15 protein-coding genes are annotated in these 21,529 nt (G+C 70.9%); 2 read left to right on the top strand and 13 right to left on the bottom strand.

Annotated features, from left to right (window positions below):
• From ASD62_RS14575 to ASD62_RS14540, 8 genes are all read right to left on the bottom strand, one after another.
• On the bottom strand, window positions 1-3,282 hold a 3,282-nt coding region (locus ASD62_RS14575; RefSeq protein ID WP_235530718.1), incomplete at its 3' end, for a LamG-like jellyroll fold domain-containing protein.
• 8 nt (window positions 3,283-3,290) lie between these two features.
• Window positions 3,291-7,994: a PKD domain-containing protein gene (locus tag ASD62_RS14570; RefSeq protein ID WP_056916571.1), complete on the bottom strand. Its 4,704-nt coding sequence runs from the start codon at window positions 7,992-7,994 to the stop codon at window positions 3,291-3,293.
• Window positions 7,984-9,306 (bottom strand): hypothetical protein, encoded by a 1,323-nt coding sequence (locus tag ASD62_RS14565; RefSeq protein WP_056916570.1) that lies wholly within the window; start codon window positions 9,304-9,306, stop codon window positions 7,984-7,986. The genes ASD62_RS14570 and ASD62_RS14565 overlap by 11 nt, the downstream gene beginning before the upstream one ends.
• Window positions 9,303-9,998 (bottom strand): hypothetical protein, encoded by a 696-nt coding sequence (locus tag ASD62_RS14560; protein ID WP_056916569.1) that lies wholly within the window; start codon window positions 9,996-9,998, stop codon window positions 9,303-9,305. Before ASD62_RS14560 ends, ASD62_RS14565 begins: the two co-directional genes overlap by 4 nt.
• Complete coding sequence (locus ASD62_RS14555) at window positions 9,998-11,530, bottom strand: sugar transferase (protein WP_235530717.1); 1,533 nt, start codon at window positions 11,528-11,530, stop codon at window positions 9,998-10,000. The genes ASD62_RS14560 and ASD62_RS14555 overlap by 1 nt, the downstream gene beginning before the upstream one ends.
• A gap of 408 nt (window positions 11,531-11,938) precedes the next feature.
• Window positions 11,939-12,541, bottom strand: coding sequence for an aminoacyl-tRNA hydrolase (pth, locus tag ASD62_RS14550; RefSeq protein WP_056916568.1), 603 nt, complete (start codon window positions 12,539-12,541; stop codon window positions 11,939-11,941).
• A gap of 127 nt (window positions 12,542-12,668) precedes the next feature.
• On the bottom strand, window positions 12,669-13,364 hold the full coding sequence (locus ASD62_RS14545) for a 50S ribosomal protein L25/general stress protein Ctc (protein ID WP_056916567.1): 696 nt from the start codon (window positions 13,362-13,364) through the stop codon (window positions 12,669-12,671).
• A 147-nt stretch (window positions 13,365-13,511) separates the two neighbouring features.
• Window positions 13,512-14,486: an EamA family transporter gene (locus ASD62_RS14540; protein WP_056916566.1), complete on the bottom strand. Its 975-nt coding sequence runs from the start codon at window positions 14,484-14,486 to the stop codon at window positions 13,512-13,514.
• Window positions 14,487-14,575: 89 nt separating this feature from the next.
• Here ASD62_RS14540 and ASD62_RS14535 point away from each other — a divergent pair, with 89 nt between their 5' ends.
• Window positions 14,576-15,127, top strand: coding sequence for a CGNR zinc finger domain-containing protein (locus tag ASD62_RS14535; RefSeq protein WP_056916565.1), 552 nt, complete (start codon window positions 14,576-14,578; stop codon window positions 15,125-15,127).
• A gap of 46 nt (window positions 15,128-15,173) precedes the next feature.
• On the opposite strand, the gene ASD62_RS14530 is transcribed toward ASD62_RS14535, so the two are convergent.
• Window positions 15,174-16,154, bottom strand: coding sequence for a ribose-phosphate diphosphokinase (locus ASD62_RS14530; protein ID WP_056916564.1), 981 nt, complete (start codon window positions 16,152-16,154; stop codon window positions 15,174-15,176).
• The gene (gene glmU / locus ASD62_RS14525; RefSeq protein ID WP_082580840.1) at window positions 16,151-17,692 is read right to left on the bottom strand and encodes a bifunctional UDP-N-acetylglucosamine diphosphorylase/glucosamine-1-phosphate N-acetyltransferase GlmU; all 1,542 of its coding nucleotides are present in this window, start codon (window positions 17,690-17,692) and stop codon (window positions 16,151-16,153) included. The genes ASD62_RS14530 and glmU overlap by 4 nt, the downstream gene beginning before the upstream one ends.
• Before the next feature lie 150 nt (window positions 17,693-17,842).
• Between glmU and ASD62_RS14520 the strand changes: the two genes are divergently transcribed.
• A complete protein-coding gene (locus ASD62_RS14520; RefSeq protein ID WP_157581493.1) occupies window positions 17,843-18,169 on the top strand; it encodes a sigma factor in 327 nt (108 codons plus the stop codon).
• Between the two features lie 117 nt (window positions 18,170-18,286).
• On the opposite strand, the gene ASD62_RS14515 is transcribed toward ASD62_RS14520, so the two are convergent.
• The 3 genes from ASD62_RS14515 to ASD62_RS14505 form a co-directional block, all read right to left on the bottom strand.
• The gene (locus ASD62_RS14515) at window positions 18,287-19,711 is read right to left on the bottom strand and encodes an HNH endonuclease signature motif containing protein (RefSeq protein ID WP_056916562.1); all 1,425 of its coding nucleotides are present in this window, start codon (window positions 19,709-19,711) and stop codon (window positions 18,287-18,289) included.
• Window positions 19,712-19,807: 96 nt separating this feature from the next.
• Entirely contained in the window at window positions 19,808-20,518 is a 711-nt protein-coding gene (locus ASD62_RS14510; RefSeq protein WP_056916561.1) for a class F sortase, read from the bottom strand.
• On the bottom strand, window positions 20,518-21,282 hold the full coding sequence (locus tag ASD62_RS14505) for a CHRD domain-containing protein (protein ID WP_056916560.1): 765 nt from the start codon (window positions 21,280-21,282) through the stop codon (window positions 20,518-20,520). The genes ASD62_RS14510 and ASD62_RS14505 overlap by 1 nt, the downstream gene beginning before the upstream one ends.
• Window positions 21,283-21,529: the final 247 nt, after the last annotated feature.

Here is a 21,529-nt window from a genome sequence, read left to right as displayed (position 1 = left end):
GGCGTGGGTGGCGTTGGCACCACTGCCCGCAGGCGTGTTGTCACCCCAGTTCCACGAGTACGACGCGATGCTGCCGTCGGGGTCGCTCGAGCCGGAGCCGTCGACCGACAGGCCGAGGAACGACTCGGAGTGGCTGAACGCCGCGGTCGGCGTCTGGTTGGGCAGCTGCCCGCCACCGGCCTGGTAGTGCGCCGCGACGGTGCTCGGGGAGAGCACCGAGGAGTAGACCGCGACCTCGTCGATGGTGGCGTCGAGGAACGGGCTGCAGCAGCCCCAGTGGTTGTCGCCACCGACCCGCCAGTAGCCGGCGTAGTCCTGGGCGTCGGTCTGGCCGTTGGTGCCGATGAGCCGGCCGTCGACGTAGAGCTTCATGCCGTCGGTGTTGCTCTGGCTGGCCACCACGTGGTGCCACTGGCCGTCGTTGACCGGACCCGGCGTCGTGATCGTGTTGGTGAAGCCGGTCCAGACCCCGAAGGTCAGGGTGCCGTCGTTGCTCAGGTAGACGTGCCGGTCGTAGCAGCCGGAGGTCCCCGTCTGCGAGCAGCCGAACCCGATGATCTTGCCCCCGTTGGTCGACGTCGTCTTGAACCACGCCTCGAGGGTGTAGTTGTGCGGGTTGCTGTACTGGGTGTTGGAGGCGATGAAGCCATCCGTGCCGTTGAAGGCCACCGCCTTGTTCGTCGCCGGGTCGAACGCGCCGGCCTGGCCCTGGGTGTAGCCACCCTGGTAGGTGCCGTTGGACTCGTTCGGGCTGGAGTCCTTGGCCGTGCCGTTCGTGTCACCCAGGCGCCAGTACAGGTCCGGGTTGGCGTCCCAGACCGCCTGGCCGTAGGCGTCCGTCGGGCGGGTCGGGACGTTGAGCGTGCGACCACTCGCGGTGTAGTGCGACTGCACCGTGGTCAGCGCGAGAGCCGTCGGGTAGATCGCCACGTCGTCGATGTCACCGGCGAAGTAGGGGTTGCCGCTCCACGGGCTGTCCCCGCCGACACGCCAGTACCCGGAGTAGGGCTGTCCTGCCGAGGTTCCGGCGTTGCGGCCGATCCGCTTCCCGTCGACGTAGAGGACCACGCCCGACGGGTCGAGGCTGCCCACGACCTGGTGCCACTGGCCGTCGTTGAGGGAGGTCGGCGAGGTGACGGTGAAGAAGCCGTTGTTGTAGACGCCGAAGGTGACCCGGCCGTCCGGCTCCATGTAGATGTGGCGGTCGTAGTTGTTCGACAGACCCGTGTTGGCGTTGCCGAAGCCGACGATCTTGCCGCCGCTGGTGGTGGTCGTCCGGAACCACGACTCGACGCTGAACACGTCCGGGCCGACGACCGGGGAGGTCGTGGCACCGAGGCCGTCAGCTCCCCCGAAGCTCGTGGACTTGTCGGTGTCGCCGATGACGGCGCCGTCGGCACCACGGGTGAGCCCGCCCGACATCGTCAGGTCGTCGAACCCGGCCCAGTCGATGGCGCTGCCCGACGGCTCACCGAGCCGCCAGAGGTGGTTGGCTCCGTCGTCGAGGACCTTCTGCGCGTAGGCGCTCGGCGAACCGCTGCCGACGGTCACCGTGTTGGAGACCGGGCTCCACAGGATGTTGCCGTCGGGGTCGGTGACCCGCACCTGGTAGCGCACCGTGGTGCCCGGGGTGAGGCCCTTGTCGACGAAGCCCATGGTGGGCAGCGTCCAGAAGTTGGAGTCGCCCGTGGTCGTGTAGACCCAGGTGTTGTTGTTGCGCAGCACCTCGTACTTGAGGTTCTTGTCGTCCTGGTCCCAGGCCGAGCCCCACGAGACGCGGACCGTGCCGGCCGTCAGCGAGACGGCGTTGGTGCTTGGGGTCGGCGTGGCCGGGGTGGTGTTGTAGGAGGGGCCGACCTTGTCCGGTGCGCCGGCCTTGGTGCGGAACCGCACGATGCCCTGCTGGGCGACGTTGTTGACGCGCGGGAACTCGCCGCCGTAGACCACCCACTGGCCGTCCGGGGAGGCGTCGACCGCCCAGCCCGCCTGGCGCGAGCTCGTGAACGAGCCGAACGCGAAGTTGGGGTACCAGTGCAGGAGCTTGGCGTTCGGGAGGCCGATCAGGCCGTAGGTGCTGCCCCAGCCGTACGCGTCGTCCTTGGTGGAGACACCGGTGGCGTGCGAGTACGACGCCGCCGCCTTCTGCCAGCGGACGCGCGGGTTGGTGTCGGGCCAGCCGTCGACCACGGTGCAGTCGTGCTGGTGCGACGCGTTGTAGAGCACGTCGCCGGCCGGGGCGATGTCGTAGGTGTCACCGAGGCAGTCGTTGGCCCAGTTGATCTGCCCCGTCATCGGGTCGACCGCGAAGGTGCCCTCGTAGGAGGCTCCGGCGCCGAACGCGTAGCTGGTGCCGTAGACCTGGGTCCCGTCGGTCTTGACCGACGTGATGGCGCCGTTGGCGCCCGCCGCGCGGATCTTCTCCTGCGCGGGCCACGGGTTGGTGCTGCCGTCCGAGGCGTTCACCGACCCCATGCCGTAGGCAGGCTGTCCGTTGAGCGTCGTGAACGACCCCGCCGGGATGACCCTGCTCTTGTCCGGCGACATGGTCATCGCCCAGACGTAACCACCGGCCGCCGCGGGCGCCCACGACGATATGGCGCCGGTGCTCACCGAGAAGGCCGCCAGGCGGGTGCGAGCCACGCCGTTCGCGGACGTGAAGTTGCCGCCGACGTAGACCGTCGACCCCGTGATGCCGAGGCCACGGACCTGGCCGCCCACGTTCGGGGGAACGAAGCCGCCCCCGGTCACGAGCGAGCCGTCGGCCGGGTTGAGCGCGGCGAGGTGGCCGCGTGCGGTCCCGTTGACGGTGGTGAAGTCGCCACCCACCCACAGGCGGCTGCCGTCGGCCGACGCCCGGATCACCAGGCCCTGGGCGTTGAGCCCGGGGTTCGTGGCGAAGGTCGTCACGCGGTCACCGGTGGAGAGGCGGTAGGCGAAGATGTTGTTGGCGACGACCTCGCCGGCACCACCCGCGGCGACGCCCGGAGGCCTCGCACGGGTGAAGGAACCGGTGACGTAGACGACGTCCCCGACGATCGCCTGGCTCCACACGACGCCGTTGATCTGCCACGAGGGCAGGGCGTCGGAGCTGACGGTCGCCGGGTCCGGCGCCACCACCGCCGGCGGCGGATCCGCCGCCTGGGCAGGCGACGCCATCACGGCAGCCCCCGACAAGGCCGTGGCCAGCACGACCACACCCACCCCGACCTTGCGAGACCATCGAGCTATCGGCCCACGCGTCATGACGTCCTCACGTTCCCCTGCTGGCAGCAGGACATCCATCCGATTGATCATTGGTTGCGGGGTCCGACCCAGAGGTCGTCCACGCCGTACACGACAGGACCGTTCGTGGTGCTGCCGCTGAGGAACGCGTACAGGCCGACCGAGCCGGGGACCTGCAACGTGCTGGTGCTGTCGGTGCCGGTGAGGAGCCAGGCGGTCGGCTCCGTGGTGCCGGCCTTCCAGATCTTCACCCGCAACGTGGTGGGCGAGGTGCCGTAGGTCTGGAGCTTCACGAGCATCTTGTCGCCGGCCGCGAAGGTCAGGCCGGGGACGGTGACGCTGGTGAGCACGGTCTCCGTGGCGCTCTCGTTGCGGGTCAGCCAGACGGCCACGGCCCCGGTGGAGGCAAACCGCACCTTGGCCCGGTAGTCGAGCGTGGAGCTGACCCGACGGCCGATGAGGCTGACGTACTGCCCACCACCGGTGGGCACCTTGTCGGTGGTGACGGTCGTGCGGAACTCGTTGTCGGTGCTGCTCACCGACGCGAGCGCCGCCGTGTAGCCGTCACCGGCGTTGAGGCTGACCCGACCGGTGCCGGCCGAGACGCTCCAGCGCGAGGCGGTGCCACCCAGGGTCCAGGCACCGCCGACGTCAGCGGTCCCCCACCCGGTCGCGAGCGTCCGCTCGAACGCGTCCGCCGCGAGGGCGAGCGCCGCGGTCACGGTGACGGCCCGCGAGGTGGTGGCGGTGGCGCCCTGGTCGTCGGTGACGGTGAGGGCCACGGTGTAGGTGCCGCTCGCCGCGTACGAGTGGGTCGCCGTGGCGCCGGTCCCGTTGGCGGTGCCGTCACCCCAGCTCCACGAGTACGACGCGATGCTGCCGTCGGGGTCGCTGGACGCGGAGCCGTTGACGGACAGGTCGACGAACGACTCGCTGTCGGTGAAGGACGCCGTCGGGGCCTGGTTGGCGACGACGGTCACCGAGCTGGAGGTGGTGCCCGAGTCGCCCTTGTCGTCGGTGACGGTGAGCTTCACGGTGTAGGTGCCGGCCGCGGCATACGTGTGCGTGGCCGTGGCGCCGGTCCCGTTGGCGGCACCGTCACCCCAGCTCCACGCGTATGCCGCGACGGTGCCGTCGGCGTCGGTGGAGGCCGACCCGTTGACCGAGGTCTTGAGGAACGACTCGCTGTGGGTGAACGACGCCGTCGGCGGCTGGTTCGGCGCCGTGGCGACGGTCACCGCACGGGCGGTGGTGCCGGTGGCCCCCTTGTCGTCGGTGACGGTGAGGCGGACCGTGTAGGTGCCCGCGGCGGCATACGAGTGGCTCGCGGTGGCGCCGGTGGCGCTGGCGCCGTCACCGAAGTCCCAGGCGTACGACGCCACGGTGCCGTCGGGGTCGCTCGAGGCGGACCCGTTGACCCCGAGGGTGAGGAACGACTCGGAGTCCGTGAACGAGGCGGTCGGGGCCTGGTTGGTCACGACGGTGACGGCACGCGTGGTGCTGTTGGTCGCACCGCGGTCGTCGGTGACGGTGAGCCGCACCGTGTAGGTGCCGGCCGCGGCGTACGCGTGGCTGGCGGTGACCCCGGTGGCGGTGGCGCCGTCGCCGAAGTCCCAGGCGTACGAAGCGATCGCGTCGTCGGGGTCGCTGGACGTCGAGCCGTCGACCGAGGCCGTGAGGAAGGACGAGCTGCTGGTGAAGGCGGCTGTCGGCGTGGCGTTGGGGGCGGTGAACCCTGCTGCCTCGTAGTGCGCCCGGACCTGGGTGCCGGTGAGGGCGGTCGGGTACACGGCAACCTCGTCGACCGTGGCGGCGATGTAGTTGCTCGTGGTGCCCCCGAAGGTGCGGTCCCCGCCGACCCGCCACCAGCCGGTGAAGTTACGGGCATCCGTGGCGGGGTTCGAGGCGACCTTGGCGCCGTCGACCCACAGGTTCATGCCGTTGGCGCCCTGCGTGGCGACCACGTGGTGCCACACGCCGTTGTTGTAGGACGCGGTGGTCTCGGCGAGGCTGCGCACGGCGCCGTTGGTGCCGAACTGGAGGTGGCCGTTGCTGAGCATGACGACCTGGCGGTCGTACGTCCCACTGAGACCGGTCTGTGCGTTCCCGAAGCCGATGAGCTTGCCGCCCTTCGTGCTCGTCGACTTGAACCAGAGCTCCGCCGAATAGGTAAGCGGGTTGTTCCACGATTCCTTGTCGACCAATAGGCCAGTAGTGCCGTCGAAGGTCACAGCCTTCCCACCGCCCGACGCTGGGGACGCCGACGCACCCATGGTCACGCCCGTGACGTAAGTGCCGTCCTGGCCGGAGGTGGAGGCATCGATCGCAGTCGTGCCCGACGACTCGCCCATGCGCCAGTAGGAGTCGGGCGCGTTGGCCGTGACGGCCGCCGCGTAGGCATCGACGGGCGGGGTCGACCATGTGGCCGTGCGCCCCGAAGCGAGGTAGTGCGTCTGCAGTTGCGCCTGGGTCAGCACGCTGGGGTAGACGGCTACCTCGTCGATCGTCCCAGCCAGCGCGGCGTCAGTCGGCTTGTTCGTGAGGTTGGTGGTCTGGTCGGCCAGCAACCTCCAGTAGCCGATGAACGAGGCCATCGCGACGGGCGACTGGTCCCGTCCAACGCGTCGGCCGTCCACGAACAACGACACCCCGGCAGCGCCAGCAGTCGCGGCGACGTGGTGCCACTGCCCGTCGTTCACGGAGCCGGTGCTCGCGACGGTTCGTGCAGTGCCGTTCATCAAGGTGAAAGCGAGCTTGTTGCTGCTGTTGACGAACAGCACCATGTCGTTGGTCGACGTGCTGGAGGTCCCGGACTGGCTCGAGCCGAATCCTGCGATTCGACCACCCGTTGTGCTCGTGGTCTTGATCCAGCTCTCGACCGTCACCTCTGCGGGGTGGTTCTCGATGAACGTCGTGTATGCCTTCGGGTTGGCCCCGCCCAGGGACTGGATTGCGGTGTCACCGGCGAGAGCACCGGGAGCACCGAAGGTCGCTGCCGCTGAGGTACCGACCCCGGGGCCGACCGCGTCCGTGATGGTGGGGCCCGCGTCGCCAAGTCGCCACAAGTGGGTAGCACCGTCAGCCCGGACCGCGTCGACGTAGGGCACGGGCGAGGCAGAGGAGACGGTCACCGGGGCCGAGGCAAGGCTCCACTGGATGTTGCCGTCCTTGTCCTTGGCGCGGACCTTGTAGGTGTGCGTCGTCCCGGGTGCGACCCCGCTGTCGGTGAACGTGAGGCCGGGGAGGCGGTACCAGATGCTCGCGCCCGAGACGTTGCCGATCGTGGCTCCACCGTCGCGGTAGACGTCGTAGGTCAGCGTGGCGTCGTCCCGGTCCCAGACCGAGCCCCAGGTGAGCTTGACCTTGCCGGCCTCGGTCGACGTGGCGACAGGGTTGATGGCCGTCGTGTAGATCGGCTTCGAGAGCCGTGGGGCGGCGGACGGCATCGCGAAGCGGGTCAGGCCCTGCTGGGCGACGCTGTTGACCATCGGGAACTCGCCACCGAGGGTGATGTACGTGCCGTTGCCGGTCACCGACCACGCTGCCTGCCGGTCGGGGGTGTAGCTGCCGAACTCGAGGTCCGGGTACCAGTGCGTCAGCCCGGTGAAGGGCAGCCCGCGGAAGTCCCAGCCGTAGGCGTCCTTCACGGTCGTCATGCCGGTCGGGTAGGTCGGGAAGGCGGTGGCCTTCTGCCAGCGTGAGCGCGGGCTGGTGTCGGGGAAGCCGCCGATCACGCTGCAGTTGTGGACGTGGCCGACGGTGTAGAGCGTCTGGTTCATCGGGAAGGAGCTGTACTCGTCACCGAGGCAGTCGTTGACCCAGTTGATCGCGCCCGTCGAGGGGTCCGCCGAGAAGTTGCCCTCGAACGCGGCCGGGGCACCGAAGGCGTACCCGGTGCCGAAGACCTGCGTCCCGTCGGTGCTGAGGCTGGTGATGCCACCGTTGAGCCCGGCGGTGCGGATGCGGGTGTTGGCGTCCCACTGGAGGATCACGCCGCTGGCGGCGTCGACCGCGCCCATGCCGAAAGCCGCGACACCGCTGAGCGTCTCGAACGAGCCACCGATGATGACCCGGCTCTGGTCGGGGGACATGAGCAGCGCCAGCACGCCGGCGTTCGAGCCACCGGCGACGGGGGCCCAGGGAAGCATGGTGCTGCTGGTGGACGAGAACGCCGCGAGGGCCCCGCGCGTCTGGCCGTTGGCCGACGGGAAGCTACCGCCCACGTAGATCGTCGACGGCGTCGTGGCGAGCGCGCGGACCTGGCCGCCGACGTTCGGCGCCCAGGAGGTCAGGGATCCGTCAGCGGTCGAGAACGACGCCACGTGGCCACGGGCGACACCGTCGACGGTGGTGAAGTCGCCACCGACGATGATGCGCGAGCCGTCCGACGAGGCGCGGACGACCATGCCCTGGGCGTTCAGCGCGTGGTCGAAGGACGCGACCCGGTTACCGGTGGTGATGTCGTAGGCGAAGATGTTGAGCGCGTCGACCTCGCCGACGCCACCGACGGCGACGCCCGGCGGGCGGGCCTTGGTGAAGCTGCCGGTGACGTAGACGGTGTTGCCGACGATGGCCTGGCTCCACACGACGCCGTTGATCTGCCACGTCGGCAGGGCGTCCGCAGTCACCGGCGCCGCGGTCGGGACGACCGGCGGCGGTTCCGCGGCACTGGCCGGCGTGGCCAGCGCCGAGGCGCCTGCGAGGACGACCGCGGCAGCAGCTGCTGCGGCGACAGCGCGACGGACGAGACCGCCGAGTTCCTCAACGTGCATGGTGTGCTGCCTCTCGGGGCTGCGCGGGGGCGTGGACCGCCGGCGCGCTGGTGGTGACTGACTGCTCCGTGCGGAGCATCGGGGTGAGGACGACGAAGCGGGTGACCAGGCCGGCTGCGACCGGTCCGAGGGCGAGGACGAACGGCGTTGCGGCCGTGGGCAGGTCGGCGAGCAACCAGGCGACGAGCGCGACGAGCGAGACCGCGGCGTCCAGGAGCCGGACGCCGAGCATCGCGCGCTGGCGTCCGCGAGCAGCGGCGAGGCTGACGAACGGCTGCATCGACGCGATGGCCGCGGCGTAGCAGGCCCAGCCGGCCACGGCGAGCAGGGGGACGGTGAACCCGTCACCGGTGACCCACGGTCCGACGAGGGGCGCAGCCAACCAGATCAGGAGGCCGACACCGAGGGCACCGAGGACGAGAGCGGCGCTGCCCCGACGCGCCCGGGTGACGAGCGCAGTCAGGGCGAGGGAACGGTCGCGCCCGTAGGACGCGAGCAGGTACGACCCGAGCCCCTGGACCATGAGCAGGGCGGGTGCCACGAGGATCCGGGCGGCTTCGAGGTGACCCAGCGCCGCGGCCCCGGCCACCGCCACGACGAGCAGGCGGAACGCCGTGAAGACGCCGGGGTTGACCGCGACCTGCGCCCCGCGCCATACGCCGAAGGACGCGACGTCACGCACGGCGCCGCCACGGACGGGAGCACCCCACCGCTCCGACGGCGCCAGCATGGCGGCCACGGTGAGCAACCCGGTCGCCTGCCCGAGGGCGACGGCGCCCAGGAAGCTCCCGAGGGTGATGGTGCCGGCCAGGCCGAACACCACCAGCGCCGCGACCGCCGTGGCCAGGGCGACGGAGTCGACGACCACGAGGCGCCAGAAGCGCAGCGACGCCATCAGCAGCCGGCGCCCCACCTCCTCGACCGCGAACAGGGCCGCGGCGAGCAGGAACAACCCGGCCTCGGCGGCGTCGAGGGAACCCGTGCCCCACAGCACCGCGGCGGCCAGGGCCGGACCAGCGGTGCCGAGCACGAGGGCCCACCACTGCAGGCCGCCACGGACGCGGGAGTCCGCCCGGTCGAGCACGGTGAGCGAGTCACCCACGAATCCGCTCGTGACCGCGGTGACCAGCACGATGGTGCCCAGGCAGAGCGAGACGAGGCCGAGACCCTTCGCACCGAGCACGTGCGCGGCCACGACCTGGAGCACGAAGCTGGTCGCCGCCTGCCAGACCTGTGCGACGAGGGCGCCCGAGGCGTGCGACGTGACGAGCGCGCGCAGACGTCCCGTCGGCAGGCCCCGGTGGTGGCTCACGAGACCACGACCGCGCCGGAGTAGGTGGCCGAGGTGTGGGTGCCGTCGAAGTCGACGACCATGGTCAGCTTCTTCAGCCCGGAGTCCGGCACGGCGAAGGCGTAGAACGCCGTCGCGGAGGCGCCGGGCTTGACGATGCCGGAGAAGTCGTAGGTCTTGGCGCTCTCGGTGTAGACCGGGGCGGCCAGCTGCTTGGACGCGGAGTAGTAGGTCGTGAGGACGACCTGGTTGAGGTTGATCGCCTTGGCCGAGCCGTTGGTGAGCTTGAGCTCGAAGCGGACGTACTTGCGGCCGGCCATGACCCCGGGGCCGTGACCGGTCTCGGTGGCCCGCACGGTCCGGACGATGTCGAGGCGGACCCCGTCGGGGTAGGTGACCGGCGCGGTGAACTTCGCGGCCGGTGCGGTGACCGACGGCGAGGACGGCTGGCCGGAACGCTTGACCTTCGGGACCGACGCCACCGGCTGCGGCAGGGGCGGCGGCACGGTGGCCGACGTGGTCGGGCTCTCGGCGTCGTCAGGCGTCGTGGTCGCCGACGGGCTCGGGCTCGAGGAGCTCGACGACGCGACCGGGCCGACGGCCGCGGTGCTGCTGGCGGCGGTGGGCGACGTGCGGTCGCCCGAGCAACCGGACAGGAGGGCGGCGATGACGGCACCGACGACGAGGACGGCGGGGAGGCGGCGCAGGGACATCAGTACGCCCCCGTCCCACGCAGGACGGCCTTGGCGGTGCGCACGATGATCTGCAGGTCCAGCAGCAGGGACCAGTTGTCGACGTACCAGAGGTCCAGCCGCAGGGACTCGTCCCAGGACAGGTCGCTGCGTCCGCTCACCTGCCACAGACCGGTGAGGCCCGGCTTGACCCGCAGGCGGCGGGTGGCGTCCGACTCGTAGCCGGCGACCTCGGAGGGCAGCGGTGGCCGCGGCCCGACCAGCGACATCTCGCCACGGATGACGTTGATGAGCTGGGGGACCTCGTCGATGGACAGGCGGCGCAGGATCCGGCCGACCGAGGTGACGCGCGGGTCGCGGCGCATCTTGAACAGGACCGTGTTGCCGGCGTCCACCGCGGTGACGAGCTCGGCCTTGCGCTGCTCGGCATCGACGACCATGGTGCGGAACTTGAGCATCTGGAACGTCTCGCCGCGGGCACCGACCCGGGTCTGGCGGAAGATGACGCCACCGGGTGAGTCCAGGCGGATCGCGACGGCGATGCCGAGCAGGACCGGGGCGGCCAGGACGGTGAGCACGACCCCCAGGACCATGTCTACGGTGCGCTTGAACACGCGGCGAGCGCCCGACATCGCGGGCCGCTCCACGTGCAGCAGCGGCATGCCGGCAGAGGGGCGGATGCTCAGTCGCGGGCCGGCCACCTCGAAGAGGCCGGGGGCGATGACGAGGTCGACGGCGCGCTCCTCGAGGCTCCATGCCAGGCGACGCAGGCTGGGGCCGCTGAGCTCGGGGTCGCTGGACACGGCCACGACCTCGGCGTCGAGCAGGTCGATGGCGTACATCGCCTCGTCGGGGTAGCCGAAGACCGGCACGCCCTCGATCTCGGTGGAGAAGTCGCCCTCGGTCGCGATGCCGGAGACGCACGCGCCGACGACCTGCATGCCCTCGCCGGGCGCGCGGCGGAGCTGGCGGATGAGGGGGGCGACGGTACGGACGTTGCCGATGACCACGGTGCGCTGGGAGTCGATGCCGACCTCGCGGCGGGCCAGCAGGCCACGACGCAGGAGGTGGCGGCCGAGCAGGCCGAGGACGAGCAGCGGCGGGGCGGCGGTGAGCACCAGCCCGCGGGCGATCTCGGCGTGGACGAGCCAGGACAGGACGGCGACCGACACGACCAGCCCGACGACGGCCCGGCCGATGGCGCGGTACTCGTCGGCGGTGATCCCGAGGTAGCGCCGCTCGTAGCCGTGGCAGAGCAGGATCGCGAGGTACCAGGCGCCGGGGAGGGCGAGCGCGACCAGGCCGCGGTCGACCAGCGGGGCGTCACCGATGGGGACGAAGGTGCACAGCAGCCCGGCGACGACGGCGCCGGCGATGTCCACGGCGACCGCCTTGGAGCGGTAGCGCAGGTACCAGGACTGCTTGGCCGGGTGCTCGGGTGCCACCCCCGCCCAGTCGTGCGTCCCGACGAGCCCGGCCGTCCCGATGGCCTCGGTCGGCGTCGTCGGTCGTCCGATGAGGTCGTCCGACGGCACCTGGACCGGCACCTGCACCGGCGCTGGTGTCGGTATCGACGACACGGAATCCGCCCCCGCGAGATCCGTCATGACTTGCACCCCTTGCGCATCGCTTTCGGCCGAAGGTAGACCCCCACGGTCGACCTGTTAATGGCTCCTGCAGAAGTCATCAACCGGCTCCGCCAGCCTTGCAGGACAAGGGTTTCGACCTGTACGCCGCGCAACGGACGGTGATCCACCCCAGGTGGAGTAGCGCTGTCTACGTACTCACCTCATACCGATGGTGGAGTTCGCGAACACGAGCCGTTCGCTCGGTCCCGCAGGGACGAAGGGGTCGACCCTCGGCACCGTTCGCCTGACGTAGGGATACGCAAAAGGAACTAGTCCCAAAAATAGTCACTCCCGCGCCCCGCCCCGAGGGATGGACGGGAGGAGCAGCAGGCCTCAGGCGGGGCTGTGGAACTTCTGCTGGGCCGTCTGCAGCCCCTCGGTGACGACCATCTCCGCCGCGTCGGCGGCGGCGTCGAGCAGGAACGGCAGCTCCTTGCGCTCGGTCGGTGAGAAGTCGCGCAGGACGAAGTCGGCGGCGTCCATCCGGCCGGGCGGGCGCCCGATCCCCACCCGCACGCGCAGGTAGTCCTTGGTGCCCAGGGAGGAGCTGATCGAGCGCAGGCCGTTGTGGCCGCCCTCGCCGCCGCCCTTCTTGAGCCGGACGTCACCGGCAGGGATGTCGAGCTCGTCGTGGATGACCACGAGGTGGTCGGGGTCCACGGAGAAGAAGGACATGAGGGCCTTCACCGGACCGCCGGACTCGTTCATGTACGACAGCGGGACGCCGATGACAGCGCGGGGGCCGGGAGCGCCGCCGGGCAGCATGCCGATCCTGATCGTCGCCGCCACGGCCCGCGCCTTGTGCTTCGTGAGGGACGCCGACCCCCGTCGGGCCAGCTCGTCGACGACCATCGCACCGACGTTGTGGCGGTTTCCCGCGTAGGTGGGCCCGGGGTTGCCGAGCCCGACCACCAGCCACGTCCCGTCTGCACTCACGGGCGGCAAGTATGCCGGAAGGCCGGGTCCGTCGCGGACCCGGCCTTCCGGTGTGGAGCTGTGGTGGAGCCTGTGGCGCGGCCGCTGGGCCGCGCCGATGGCACGGCTCGCGCCGTGCCGGTGGGACTCAGGCGTCCTCGGACTCGGCCTTCGCGCCGTCCGTGGACTCGCCCTCGGCAGCAGCGGAGTCGCCCTCGGCGGCGGCGTCCTCTTCGGACTCCTCGCGCTCGATGCCGGCCTCTTCCTCGGCCTCGGCGAGCTCGGCGTCCAGCTCCTCCTGCGAGATCTGCTGGGTGATGTTGACGACGAGGGTCTCCTCGTCGACGATCAGCGTCGCGCCGCGGGGCAGCTCGACGTCGGACGCCTTGATCTGCGTGCCGGCCTGGAGGCCCTCGACCGAGATGACGATGTTCTCGGGGATGTGGGTGGCCTCGACCTCGAGCTGCAGGGTCTGGGAGTCCAGCGTGACCACGGTCTCGGGGGCGGCGTCGCCCTCGAGGTGCACGGGCACGTCCACGGTGACCTTCTCGCCCTTGCGGACGACGACGAGGTCGATGTGCTCGATGACCGGCTTGATGGCGTCGCGCTGCACGTCCTTGGCCAGGGCGAGCTGCTCGTCACCGTCGATGACGATGGTGAGGAGGGCGTTGGCGGTCTTGAGCGCCATCATCGTCTCGTGGCCGGGGAGGGTGATGTGCACCGGCTCCGCGCCGTGGCCGTACATGACGGCGGGGATCTTGTGGTCGCGGCGGATCTTGCGCGCGGCGCCCTTGCCGAACTGCGTGCGCTTCTCGGCGTTGAGCGTGAGGTTGGTGTCAGACACGGGGACTCCTTGGACGGGGACTCGAGTAGGCGGTGGGCCTCGACGCGGGGCGCAGCACGGAGACCACACCGCGTCGAATTACGGACGTGACCGGCCCCCAGGTGGTGGCAGCCGTGCAGTGTCCCTCGCCGAGGCAACCCGGAGAGTCTAGGCGACGCCTGCGGGGAGAGGGAAATCCGCGTCGTCCGCCGCGGCCGTCGCCCGGGCCGAACGCTCGCGGCGCAGCTCGCCGAGGCGGACGGCGACCACGCCCCCGACGATGCAGACCCCGCCGAGCAGCTGGACCAGGCCCGGCAGTTCGCCGAGCAGCACCCACGCGAACAGCACCGCGAAGAGCACCTCGGTCAGCCCCACGAAGGACGCGACCGTGGAGCCGAGGATGCGGGCGGCCGTGACCCCGAGCAGGTATGCCGCGGCGGCGGCCACGAGGGCCAGCTCACCGACCGCGACCCACCAGGGCACGTCCGCGCCGCGCAGGACCACGTCGGTGGCGACGAAGTGCATCGGCAGCACGCCGACCGCACCGAGGACACCGAGGCCGACCGCACCGGCGCCCATGCCGAGACCGGCCAGGGCGACCGGCGGGAGGTGGCTCTCCTCGGCCGCGAGGACGAAGAAGGTCGCCAGGCCCGCGGCGGCGACCAGCCCCCAGCCGACACCGACGAGGTCGGGCGCGGCCTGGCCACCGAGGTCGAGCACGAGCGCGAGCCCGCCGATCGCGAGCACGACCCCGAGCCCGGTGAGGGCACTGGGGGCCCGCCGGGTGCGCGCCCAGACGAACAGCACCACGAGGACGACACCGAGGTACTCCAGCAGCAGGGCGACCCCGACGTCGAGGCGCTGGACCGCGTAGAAGTAGGCGACCTGGCAGCCGGCGACGGCCACGGCGCCATACGTGAGGACGGCAGCGAGGTTCTCCCGCACGAGGTGCCACCGACCACGCAGGGCGAGCACGGTCGGGACGGCGAGGACGAGCGTGGCGCCGGCGACGCGGAGCAGGACGATCGCCCCGGAGCTCCAGCCCTCGACGAGCAGGGACTTGGCGAACGGCCCGCTGCTGCCGAACGTCGCCGCCGACGCGAGGGCGAGCCAGAGGCCGACCGCGGTGGACCGTGGGTGCATGACACGCCTCGCTTCGTCGTCAGAGATCTTGTCAGGAGCAAAACTCCTTATACTCGTGACGGTACCGATGGTCCATGTCAGGAGTCAACATGTTGTTCGCCCATGACACCGAGGAAGCCTTGCGCGGCTGCGCGGCCCTGGTCAACACGGCCGCGACCCTGCCCACGGACACCGACGACCTGCAGACCCTCCCCGAGCTCGACACGTTCGTGCGCGAGTGGCAGTGGACCGGTTCGCGCGCCCACGACGCCGCCGAGCTCGAGGCGGTGCGCGCCCTCAGGCCGCGGTTGCGCGAGCTGTGGACCGCGGACACGGACCGCGCCGTCGAGCTCGTCAACACGCTGCTCGCCGAGGCCGACGCCCTCCCCCAGCTCGTGCGCCACGACGGGTGGACCTGGCACCTGCACGCGACGCCGCCCGAGGCCCCGCTGTCGACCCGGATGGCCGTCGAGGCGGCCATGGCGATGGTCGACGTGATCCGCGCCGACGAGCTGGCCCGGCTGCGCACGTGCGCGGCCGACGACTGCGAGGACGTCGTCGTCGACCTGTCGAAGAACAGGTCGAAGCGCTACTGCGACGGCGGTTGCGGGAACCGCGCCAACGTCGCCGCCTACCGGGCGCGCAGGGCCTCGACCGGCTGACCCGAGGCGACGGTGGCCCTGTCCTCGCAGCGTGGACGCACTGTGCTCAGGCGTGGCCGTCGAACAGGCTCGTCACCGAGCCGTCCTCGAAGACCTCCTGGATCGCACGGCTGATGAGCGGGGCGATCGACAGGGTCGTCAGCTTGTCGAAGTCGTGCGCCTCGTCGATCGGCAGCGTGTCGGTGACGATGACCTCCTGCGCGGTGCAGGCCTTGAGCCGGTCGACCGCAGGACCGGAGAGGATCGCGTGCGTCGCGGCGATGACCACGCCGGCCGCACCGTCCGCCATGAGGGCGTCGGCGGCCTTCGTGATGGTGCCGCCGGTGTCGATCATGTCGTCGACCAGGACGCAGATGCGGCCCTTGACCTCACCGACGACCCGGTTCGCGACGGTCTCGTTCGGCCGGTTGATGTCCCGCGTCTTGTGGATGAACGCCAGCGGCGCGTGACCGAGGCGCTCGGACCACTGCTCGGCGACCTTGATACGACCGGCGTCGGGCGAGACGACCGCGAGCTTCTCGTTCCCGTACTTCTCGCGCACGTAGTCCGACAGGATCGGCAGCGCCATGAGGTGGTCGACGGGACCGTCGAAGAACCCCTGGATCTGCGCGGTGTGCAGGTCGACAGCCATGAGGCGGTTGGCCCCGGCGGTCTTGAACAGGTCGGCCATGAGGCGGGCCGAGATGGGCTCGCGACCACGGTGCTTCTTGTCCTGACGGGCGTACCCGTAGAACGGCAGCACCACGGTGATGCGCTTGGCGGAGGCGCGCTTGAGCGCGTCGATCATGATGAGCTGCTCCATGATCGCCTCGTTGAGCGGCGCGGTGTGGCTCTGGATCACGAACGCGTCGGAGCCGCGCACCGACTCCTCGTACCGCACGTAGATCTCACCGTTCGCGAAGTCGTAGGCGCTGGTCGGCACGAGGCCGGTCCCCAGCATCCGGGCGACGTCCTCGGCGAGCCCGGGGTGGGCCCTGCCGGAGAAGACCATGAGGTTCTTCTCGGTGGTCTTGAGGATGCCGGTCACGCCTGGCCCTGCCCTTCCGTGGAGTCTTCGGTATGCGGCGCAGCCGCCTTCGCGGCCTGCGCCGCCCTGGCGGCTTCGTCGGTCTTCGTGCCGGCGCGGGCGCGGGCCACCCAGCCGTCGATGTTCTTCTGCCGTCCGCGGGCCACTGCGATCTGGCCCGGGTCGACGTCGCCGGTCACGGCGGAGCCGGCGCCGACGTACGCGCCGTCGGCGATGGTGACCGGCGCGACGAGCACCGAGTTGGAGCCCACGAAGCTGTGCCGCCCGATCGTCGTGTGGTGCTTCTTGACGCCGTCGTAGTTGGCGAAGATCGTCCCCGCGCCGATGTTGGCGCCCTCTCCGATGGTGACGTCACCGGCATACGTGAGGTGCGGGACCTTGGCACCGTCGGCGATCTTCGCGTTCTTGGTCTCGACGAAACCGCCGATCTTGCCCTTCGCGCCGAGCTCGGTGCCGGGGCGCAGGTAGCTGAACGGACCCACCGTCGCGCCCGCGCCGATGACGGCGAGCAGGGCCTCGGTGCGCTTGACCTCGGCCCCCTCCCCCACCTCGGTGTCGGTGAGGGTGGTGTCGGGGCCGATGACGGCGGTCGCGCCGATGGTCGTCGCCCCGAGCAGCTGGGTACCGGGCAATACGGTGGCGTCACGGCCGATGGTGACGTCCGTGTCGATCCACGTGGTGTCGGGGTCGATGATCGTGACGCCCTCACGCATCCAGCGCTCGGTGGTGCGGCGGTTGAGCTCCTTGCCGAGGCGGGCGAGCTGCACCCGGTCGTTCACGCCCTCGGTCTGCCACAGGTCCTCGATGAGGTGGGCGCTGACCCGGCCGCCGGCGCCGCGGGCGATGGCCAGCACGTCGGTGAGGTACTTCTCTCCCTGGGCGTTGTCGGTGCCGACCTTGGCCAGGGCCTCACGCAGGACCGTCGCGTCGAAGGCGTAGATCCCCGAGTTGATCTCGGTGATCGCGCGCTGCTGCTCGGTGGCGTCCTTCTGCTCGACGATCCCCTCGACGCCGCCGTCGGCGTCCCGCAGGATCCGGCCGTACCCCGTGGGGTCGGCGAGGTGGGCCGTGATCACGGTTGCGGCGCTGCCGGACTCCGCGTGCTCGGCGAGCAGCGACACCAGGGTGTCGCCGGCGAGCAGGGGGACGTCGCCGTACGTGACGAGGACGGTGCCCTCGAGGTCGGCGGGGAGCACGTCGAGGGCGCACTCCGTGGCGCGGCCGGTGCCCTTGACCTCGTCCTGGTCCGCGATGACCGCGGAGGAGTCGACCTCCGCGACGTGGGCGGCGACGAGGTCCCGCTCGTGGCGGACGACGACCGCGAGGTGCTCCGGCTGGGCCGCCCGAGCCGCTGCGATCGCGTGTCCGACGAGGGTCCGGCCCCCGATCCGGTGCAGGACCTTGGGGGTCGAGGACTTCATCCGGGTGCCCTCACCTGCGGCGAGGACGATGACTGCAGCGAGCCTGGGGGTGCCGTGGGGGACGTTCACGCGCGAGGACTCCAGAGATCTGGTCGGGTGCGACGGGTCGGGCGTCATGCTACCCGCCGGTCAGGTCCTGTTCGCCCCACGGTTGCCGACCCCGCGCAGGACGGGCGACCTGGTCCGTTCGGGCAGGTTGTCGGCCGACGCGAGCCGCCAGCCGTCCCGGTGGTGCGGTTCGTCCGGGTTGGGCGCACAGTGGTGGACATGACGGATCTGGGGGCGGCGTCGCAGCTCCACACCGAGGCAACACCGGCACCGGCTGCAGAGCTGGACGGGCTGCTGTCCCGCTCCGCCCTCGGCGACACCACCGCCTTCGGGGACCTCTACGACCGCACCGCGGCGCGGTTCTACCACCTCGCCCTCACCGTGCTCGGTGACCACGGCCGGGCCGAGGAGACCACCCGGGCTGCCTACGCCCAGATCTGGGCCACCGCCCGGGACTTCGACGCCCTGCAGCACCGGCCGTTGAGCTGGATGACGACGATCGTCTACGACCTCGCCCGCTCGGCACGCGGACCCCGGGCCGCCTGACGTTCTCGTCAGGACGGCTGCCCCGGGAGTCAGCACCGTCCTCAGCACGTCGCGCGCTCCGCGACCCGGTGGACTCGTCAATGCTCATGCGCAACCGGGGCGTGGACCATTGCCCGCTCAGGTCGTGGCGGGGTGGGGGCGCGGCCGAGTTCGGGCTCGTCCTCGGGTGCGTTGTCGCCATTCGTCGAGGGTGGTCTCGTAGGAGCCGACCGTCAGGTCCCACTCGACCTGGGGTCTGCCGTGCTCGAGGCGGACCCTGCCGCCGTAGCGGTGCGTGTGCACCACCGTGTGGTGCGCCCGGCACAACAGGGCAGCGTTGTCGAGGTCCGTCGGGCCGCCGTCGGCCCAGTGGACCAGGTGGTGCGCGTCGGTCCACGCCGCAGGCTTCGAACAGCCGGGGAAGGTGCAGTGCCGGTCCCGCAACCACAGGTGCCGGACCTGGGCCCCGTCGAACAACCGCCGCCCCATCCCCTGGTCCAACACCTCACCACGGGTGCCCAGGACGACAGGGATGACTTGCGCGTCGCACGCCAGCCGACGCACCGCGCCCTCCGTCAGGGCCTCCCCATCGAGGGTCATACCGGCGCCGCGGCACCGGCCCTGCAGGACCTCGAGCCCGATCGTGACCACCACCGAGGTCTTCGCCTGACGAGGCACCCCGCCGGGCGCGGACACGGCCCGGGACACCAGGTCCAGCAACGCATCCGCGCGACGGGCTGCCGGGGTCCGGGTGTCGAGCTCACCAGTGTCCTCGTCCCGCCGCGGCCTGGCCAGCGCATCGACGGCGGCGTCGACGACCGCAGCGCCTTCCTCGTCCAGCAGCAGCGTGTACCGGGACATCCCCACAGGACCACGCGACTTCACCAGCGACCGGTGGTCCCGCCGGACCTGCGCGTCCCGCTCCACCGCCCCGTCCGACCGCGCCACGTCCGTGGTGCGCCTGACAGCGACCGCCAACGTGCGCTCGTCCCAACCCCACCTGCCCCGTGCCGCATCCACCAGGTCAGCCGTCGCCCCGGCCAACCAGGCCGGCTCGGCCAACCCACGGATCCCGCGGTGGAACCGACACAGCTGCGCCGCCTTGGACACGGACAACGACCCGGCCCGCTCCTGCGCATCACCCGAGGCGGCTGCAGCGACCGCGTCGGCGACCTCGTCCAACCGGTGGTCGCCGAGCTCGGGACGAACCCCGTCGAGGACCGCGGTCGCCACGACATGAGCGTCGAGCAGGTCCTTGGTAGGCAGGGACGGCGCCATCGCCCGTGCCCAGTCGACCGCGCCCCACCCCTGGCCCGAACCCAGGCTGCGACCCTTGGCCTCTGCCAGCACCGCGACCAGCTGGGCCGCAACAGCCGCGTGCACCTCAGCCAGCACGCCGAGCGCGTCACCGACCTCGGCGTCGGACAACGCCCACAACCGATCTGCGGCACCGTCGGTCATCGCCTCCAGGGCGACCCGCGCGCCACCCAGCACCGGACGGGCCGCACCCTTGCGTGCACCACCACCGAAGGTGGGGTGCGACGTGCCCGGAGCGATCGCCATACCGAGGAGACTATCGGCGACCACTGACAGGGCACCGGCACCATCCACAGGCCCAGCGTCGTTGCGCAGCAACGGAATCGGGCCGGGACCGATCCGTCAGGAGGTGAGGTGGGCGAACGCCACGATGTTGTCGACGTAGTGACCCGTGGACTGGTCGAAGGCACCGCCGCAGGTGATGAGCCGGAGCTCGGCGCGGCCCTTCGTGTCGCCGTAGACGGTCATGGTCGGGAAGTCCGCCTTCGAGTAGCGCGCGACACGGTCGACGACGAAGCGCGCCGTCGAACCGTCCTTGCGGGCCACGGACACGGTGGCGCCCTTCTTCAACGACCCCAGGCGGTAGAACACGGCGGGACCGGACTTGCTGTCGACGTGGGCACCGATGACCGCGGGGCCGAACTCACCCGGGGTCGGGCCGTTGGCGTACCAGCCGGCCCTGCCGAAGTCGGTCGGGGCCTGCAGCTTGCCGCTCTTGTCGAGACCGAGGTCGACGATGCCCTTGGTGTCGACACCGATCGACGGGATCTTCAGCGAGACGGGCGCGCTCGGTCCCATGATCGGACCGAAGTCCGCGGTGCTGGGAGCAGGAGTCTTCCCGGTCGCGGAGGTGGGTGACGACGTCGGGCTCGGCGAGGAGGACGAGGGTGCCGGCGTGACCGACGGTGCGGACTGGGCTGCGTCGGGCTGCGGCGGGGCGTCAGTTCCCGAGAAGGACTTCGCGACGAGGAACCCACCGACCACGAGAAGCACGACGGTGACCGCCGCAGCAATGCTGCCGCGACGGCCACCGAACTTCGTGATGTCAGACATCAGACGCGGTTACGAGCCTTGCGAGCAGTGAAGGCACCGGTGCCGACAGCCGCCATGAGCAGGCCGCCACCGAGGAGGAGCATGCCCTCGTTGTTCGGGGTGGACGTGCCACCCGCGCCGGTGTCCATGCCGCCGGCGGGAGCGGCGTTCAGGACGCCACAGATGGCCGGGTCAGTGGCCTCGGTGGGCAGGCTCGGGTCGAGGTCGCTCTTGGTCGTGCCGTCGTACTTGCCGTCGTTGTTGTGGTCAACGCCGTGGACGACGACGACAGCCTTGCCCTCGGTGATGGCCTGGGCCACGCCGGAGGAGACGTTGATGCTGCCGCGCTCGTAGTTGATCTTGCCGCCGGGGGCGGTGTCGAAGCGGTCGACCGCGAGGCCGCTCTTCGGCGAGGTGTCACCGGTCTTGGTCAGGGAGACCACGATCGGACCGTATGCCGGGCCACCGTCGGTGGTGTTGATGGTGCCGTCGCCCTTGGCGTCGTCACCGGCGACCGGGCACTCGTGCCGAGCGTCCGCACCGAAGTGGATGTGGGCCGCGTGCGGCGCGTCGGGGAGCAGGCCGTTGGCGGCCATGGTCACGTCGATGCGGGTGCCGTTCACGGTCACCATCGCGGTGCCGCTGCCCTTGACACCGTTCAACGCGACGGGACGGAGGGTCGCCATCGTGCTGCCGTCGGCAGCCTGGGCGACACCTGCACCGAGGAACGGCAGAAGCACTGCAGAGCCGAGGGCGACAGAAGCAATCTTCGAGGTAGTGCGCATTCTGGTATCTCCTTGATTCGCGGCCGCATCGGGCCGCACTGGGAACCACGCTTGTGTAGGTACTTCGGTGCCCGGCGTGGAACGGACTGGTGCAGGGGCCAACTAGTTTCTGGTCGGGCCGCCGTGCCGTGGGGCCGAGCTGCGGCCGGTGGTGAGCGACAAGGCCAACAGGGCCCCCGCAGCCGCAACGCCCTCGGCGACGGCGCTGAGCGTCTTCTCGGCGAACCACACCGGCTCGTACATCGCC

The organism is Phycicoccus sp. Root563 (genome assembly GCF_001427915.1).
Classification (GTDB): Bacteria; Actinomycetota; Actinomycetes; order Actinomycetales; family Dermatophilaceae; genus Pedococcus.
The sequence above is the reverse complement of the archived record's forward strand: the minus strand, read 5'-3'. Positions and strand labels throughout refer to the sequence as shown.

Coding starts and splice junctions, on each gene's coding strand:
- glmU (WP_082580840.1), bottom strand. CDS start 17,692: ATGACGCCCGACCCGTCGCACCCGACCAGATCTCTGGAGTCCTCGCGC.
- ASD62_RS14520 (WP_157581493.1), top strand. CDS start 17,843: ATGACGGATCTGGGGGCGGCGTCGCAGCTCCACACCGAGGCAACACCG.
- ASD62_RS14515 (WP_056916562.1), bottom strand. CDS start 19,711: ATGGCGATCGCTCCGGGCACGTCGCACCCCACCTTCGGTGGTGGTGCA.
- ASD62_RS14535 (WP_056916565.1), top strand. CDS start 14,576: ATGTTGTTCGCCCATGACACCGAGGAAGCCTTGCGCGGCTGCGCGGCC.
- ASD62_RS14570 (WP_056916571.1), bottom strand. CDS start 7,994: ATGCACGTTGAGGAACTCGGCGGTCTCGTCCGTCGCGCTGTCGCCGCA.
- ASD62_RS14510 (WP_056916561.1), bottom strand. CDS start 20,518: ATGTCTGACATCACGAAGTTCGGTGGCCGTCGCGGCAGCATTGCTGCG.
- ASD62_RS14560 (WP_056916569.1), bottom strand. CDS start 9,998: ATGTCCCTGCGCCGCCTCCCCGCCGTCCTCGTCGTCGGTGCCGTCATC.
- ASD62_RS14540 (WP_056916566.1), bottom strand. CDS start 14,486: ATGCACCCACGGTCCACCGCGGTCGGCCTCTGGCTCGCCCTCGCGTCG.
- ASD62_RS14505 (WP_056916560.1), bottom strand. CDS start 21,282: ATGCGCACTACCTCGAAGATTGCTTCTGTCGCCCTCGGCTCTGCAGTG.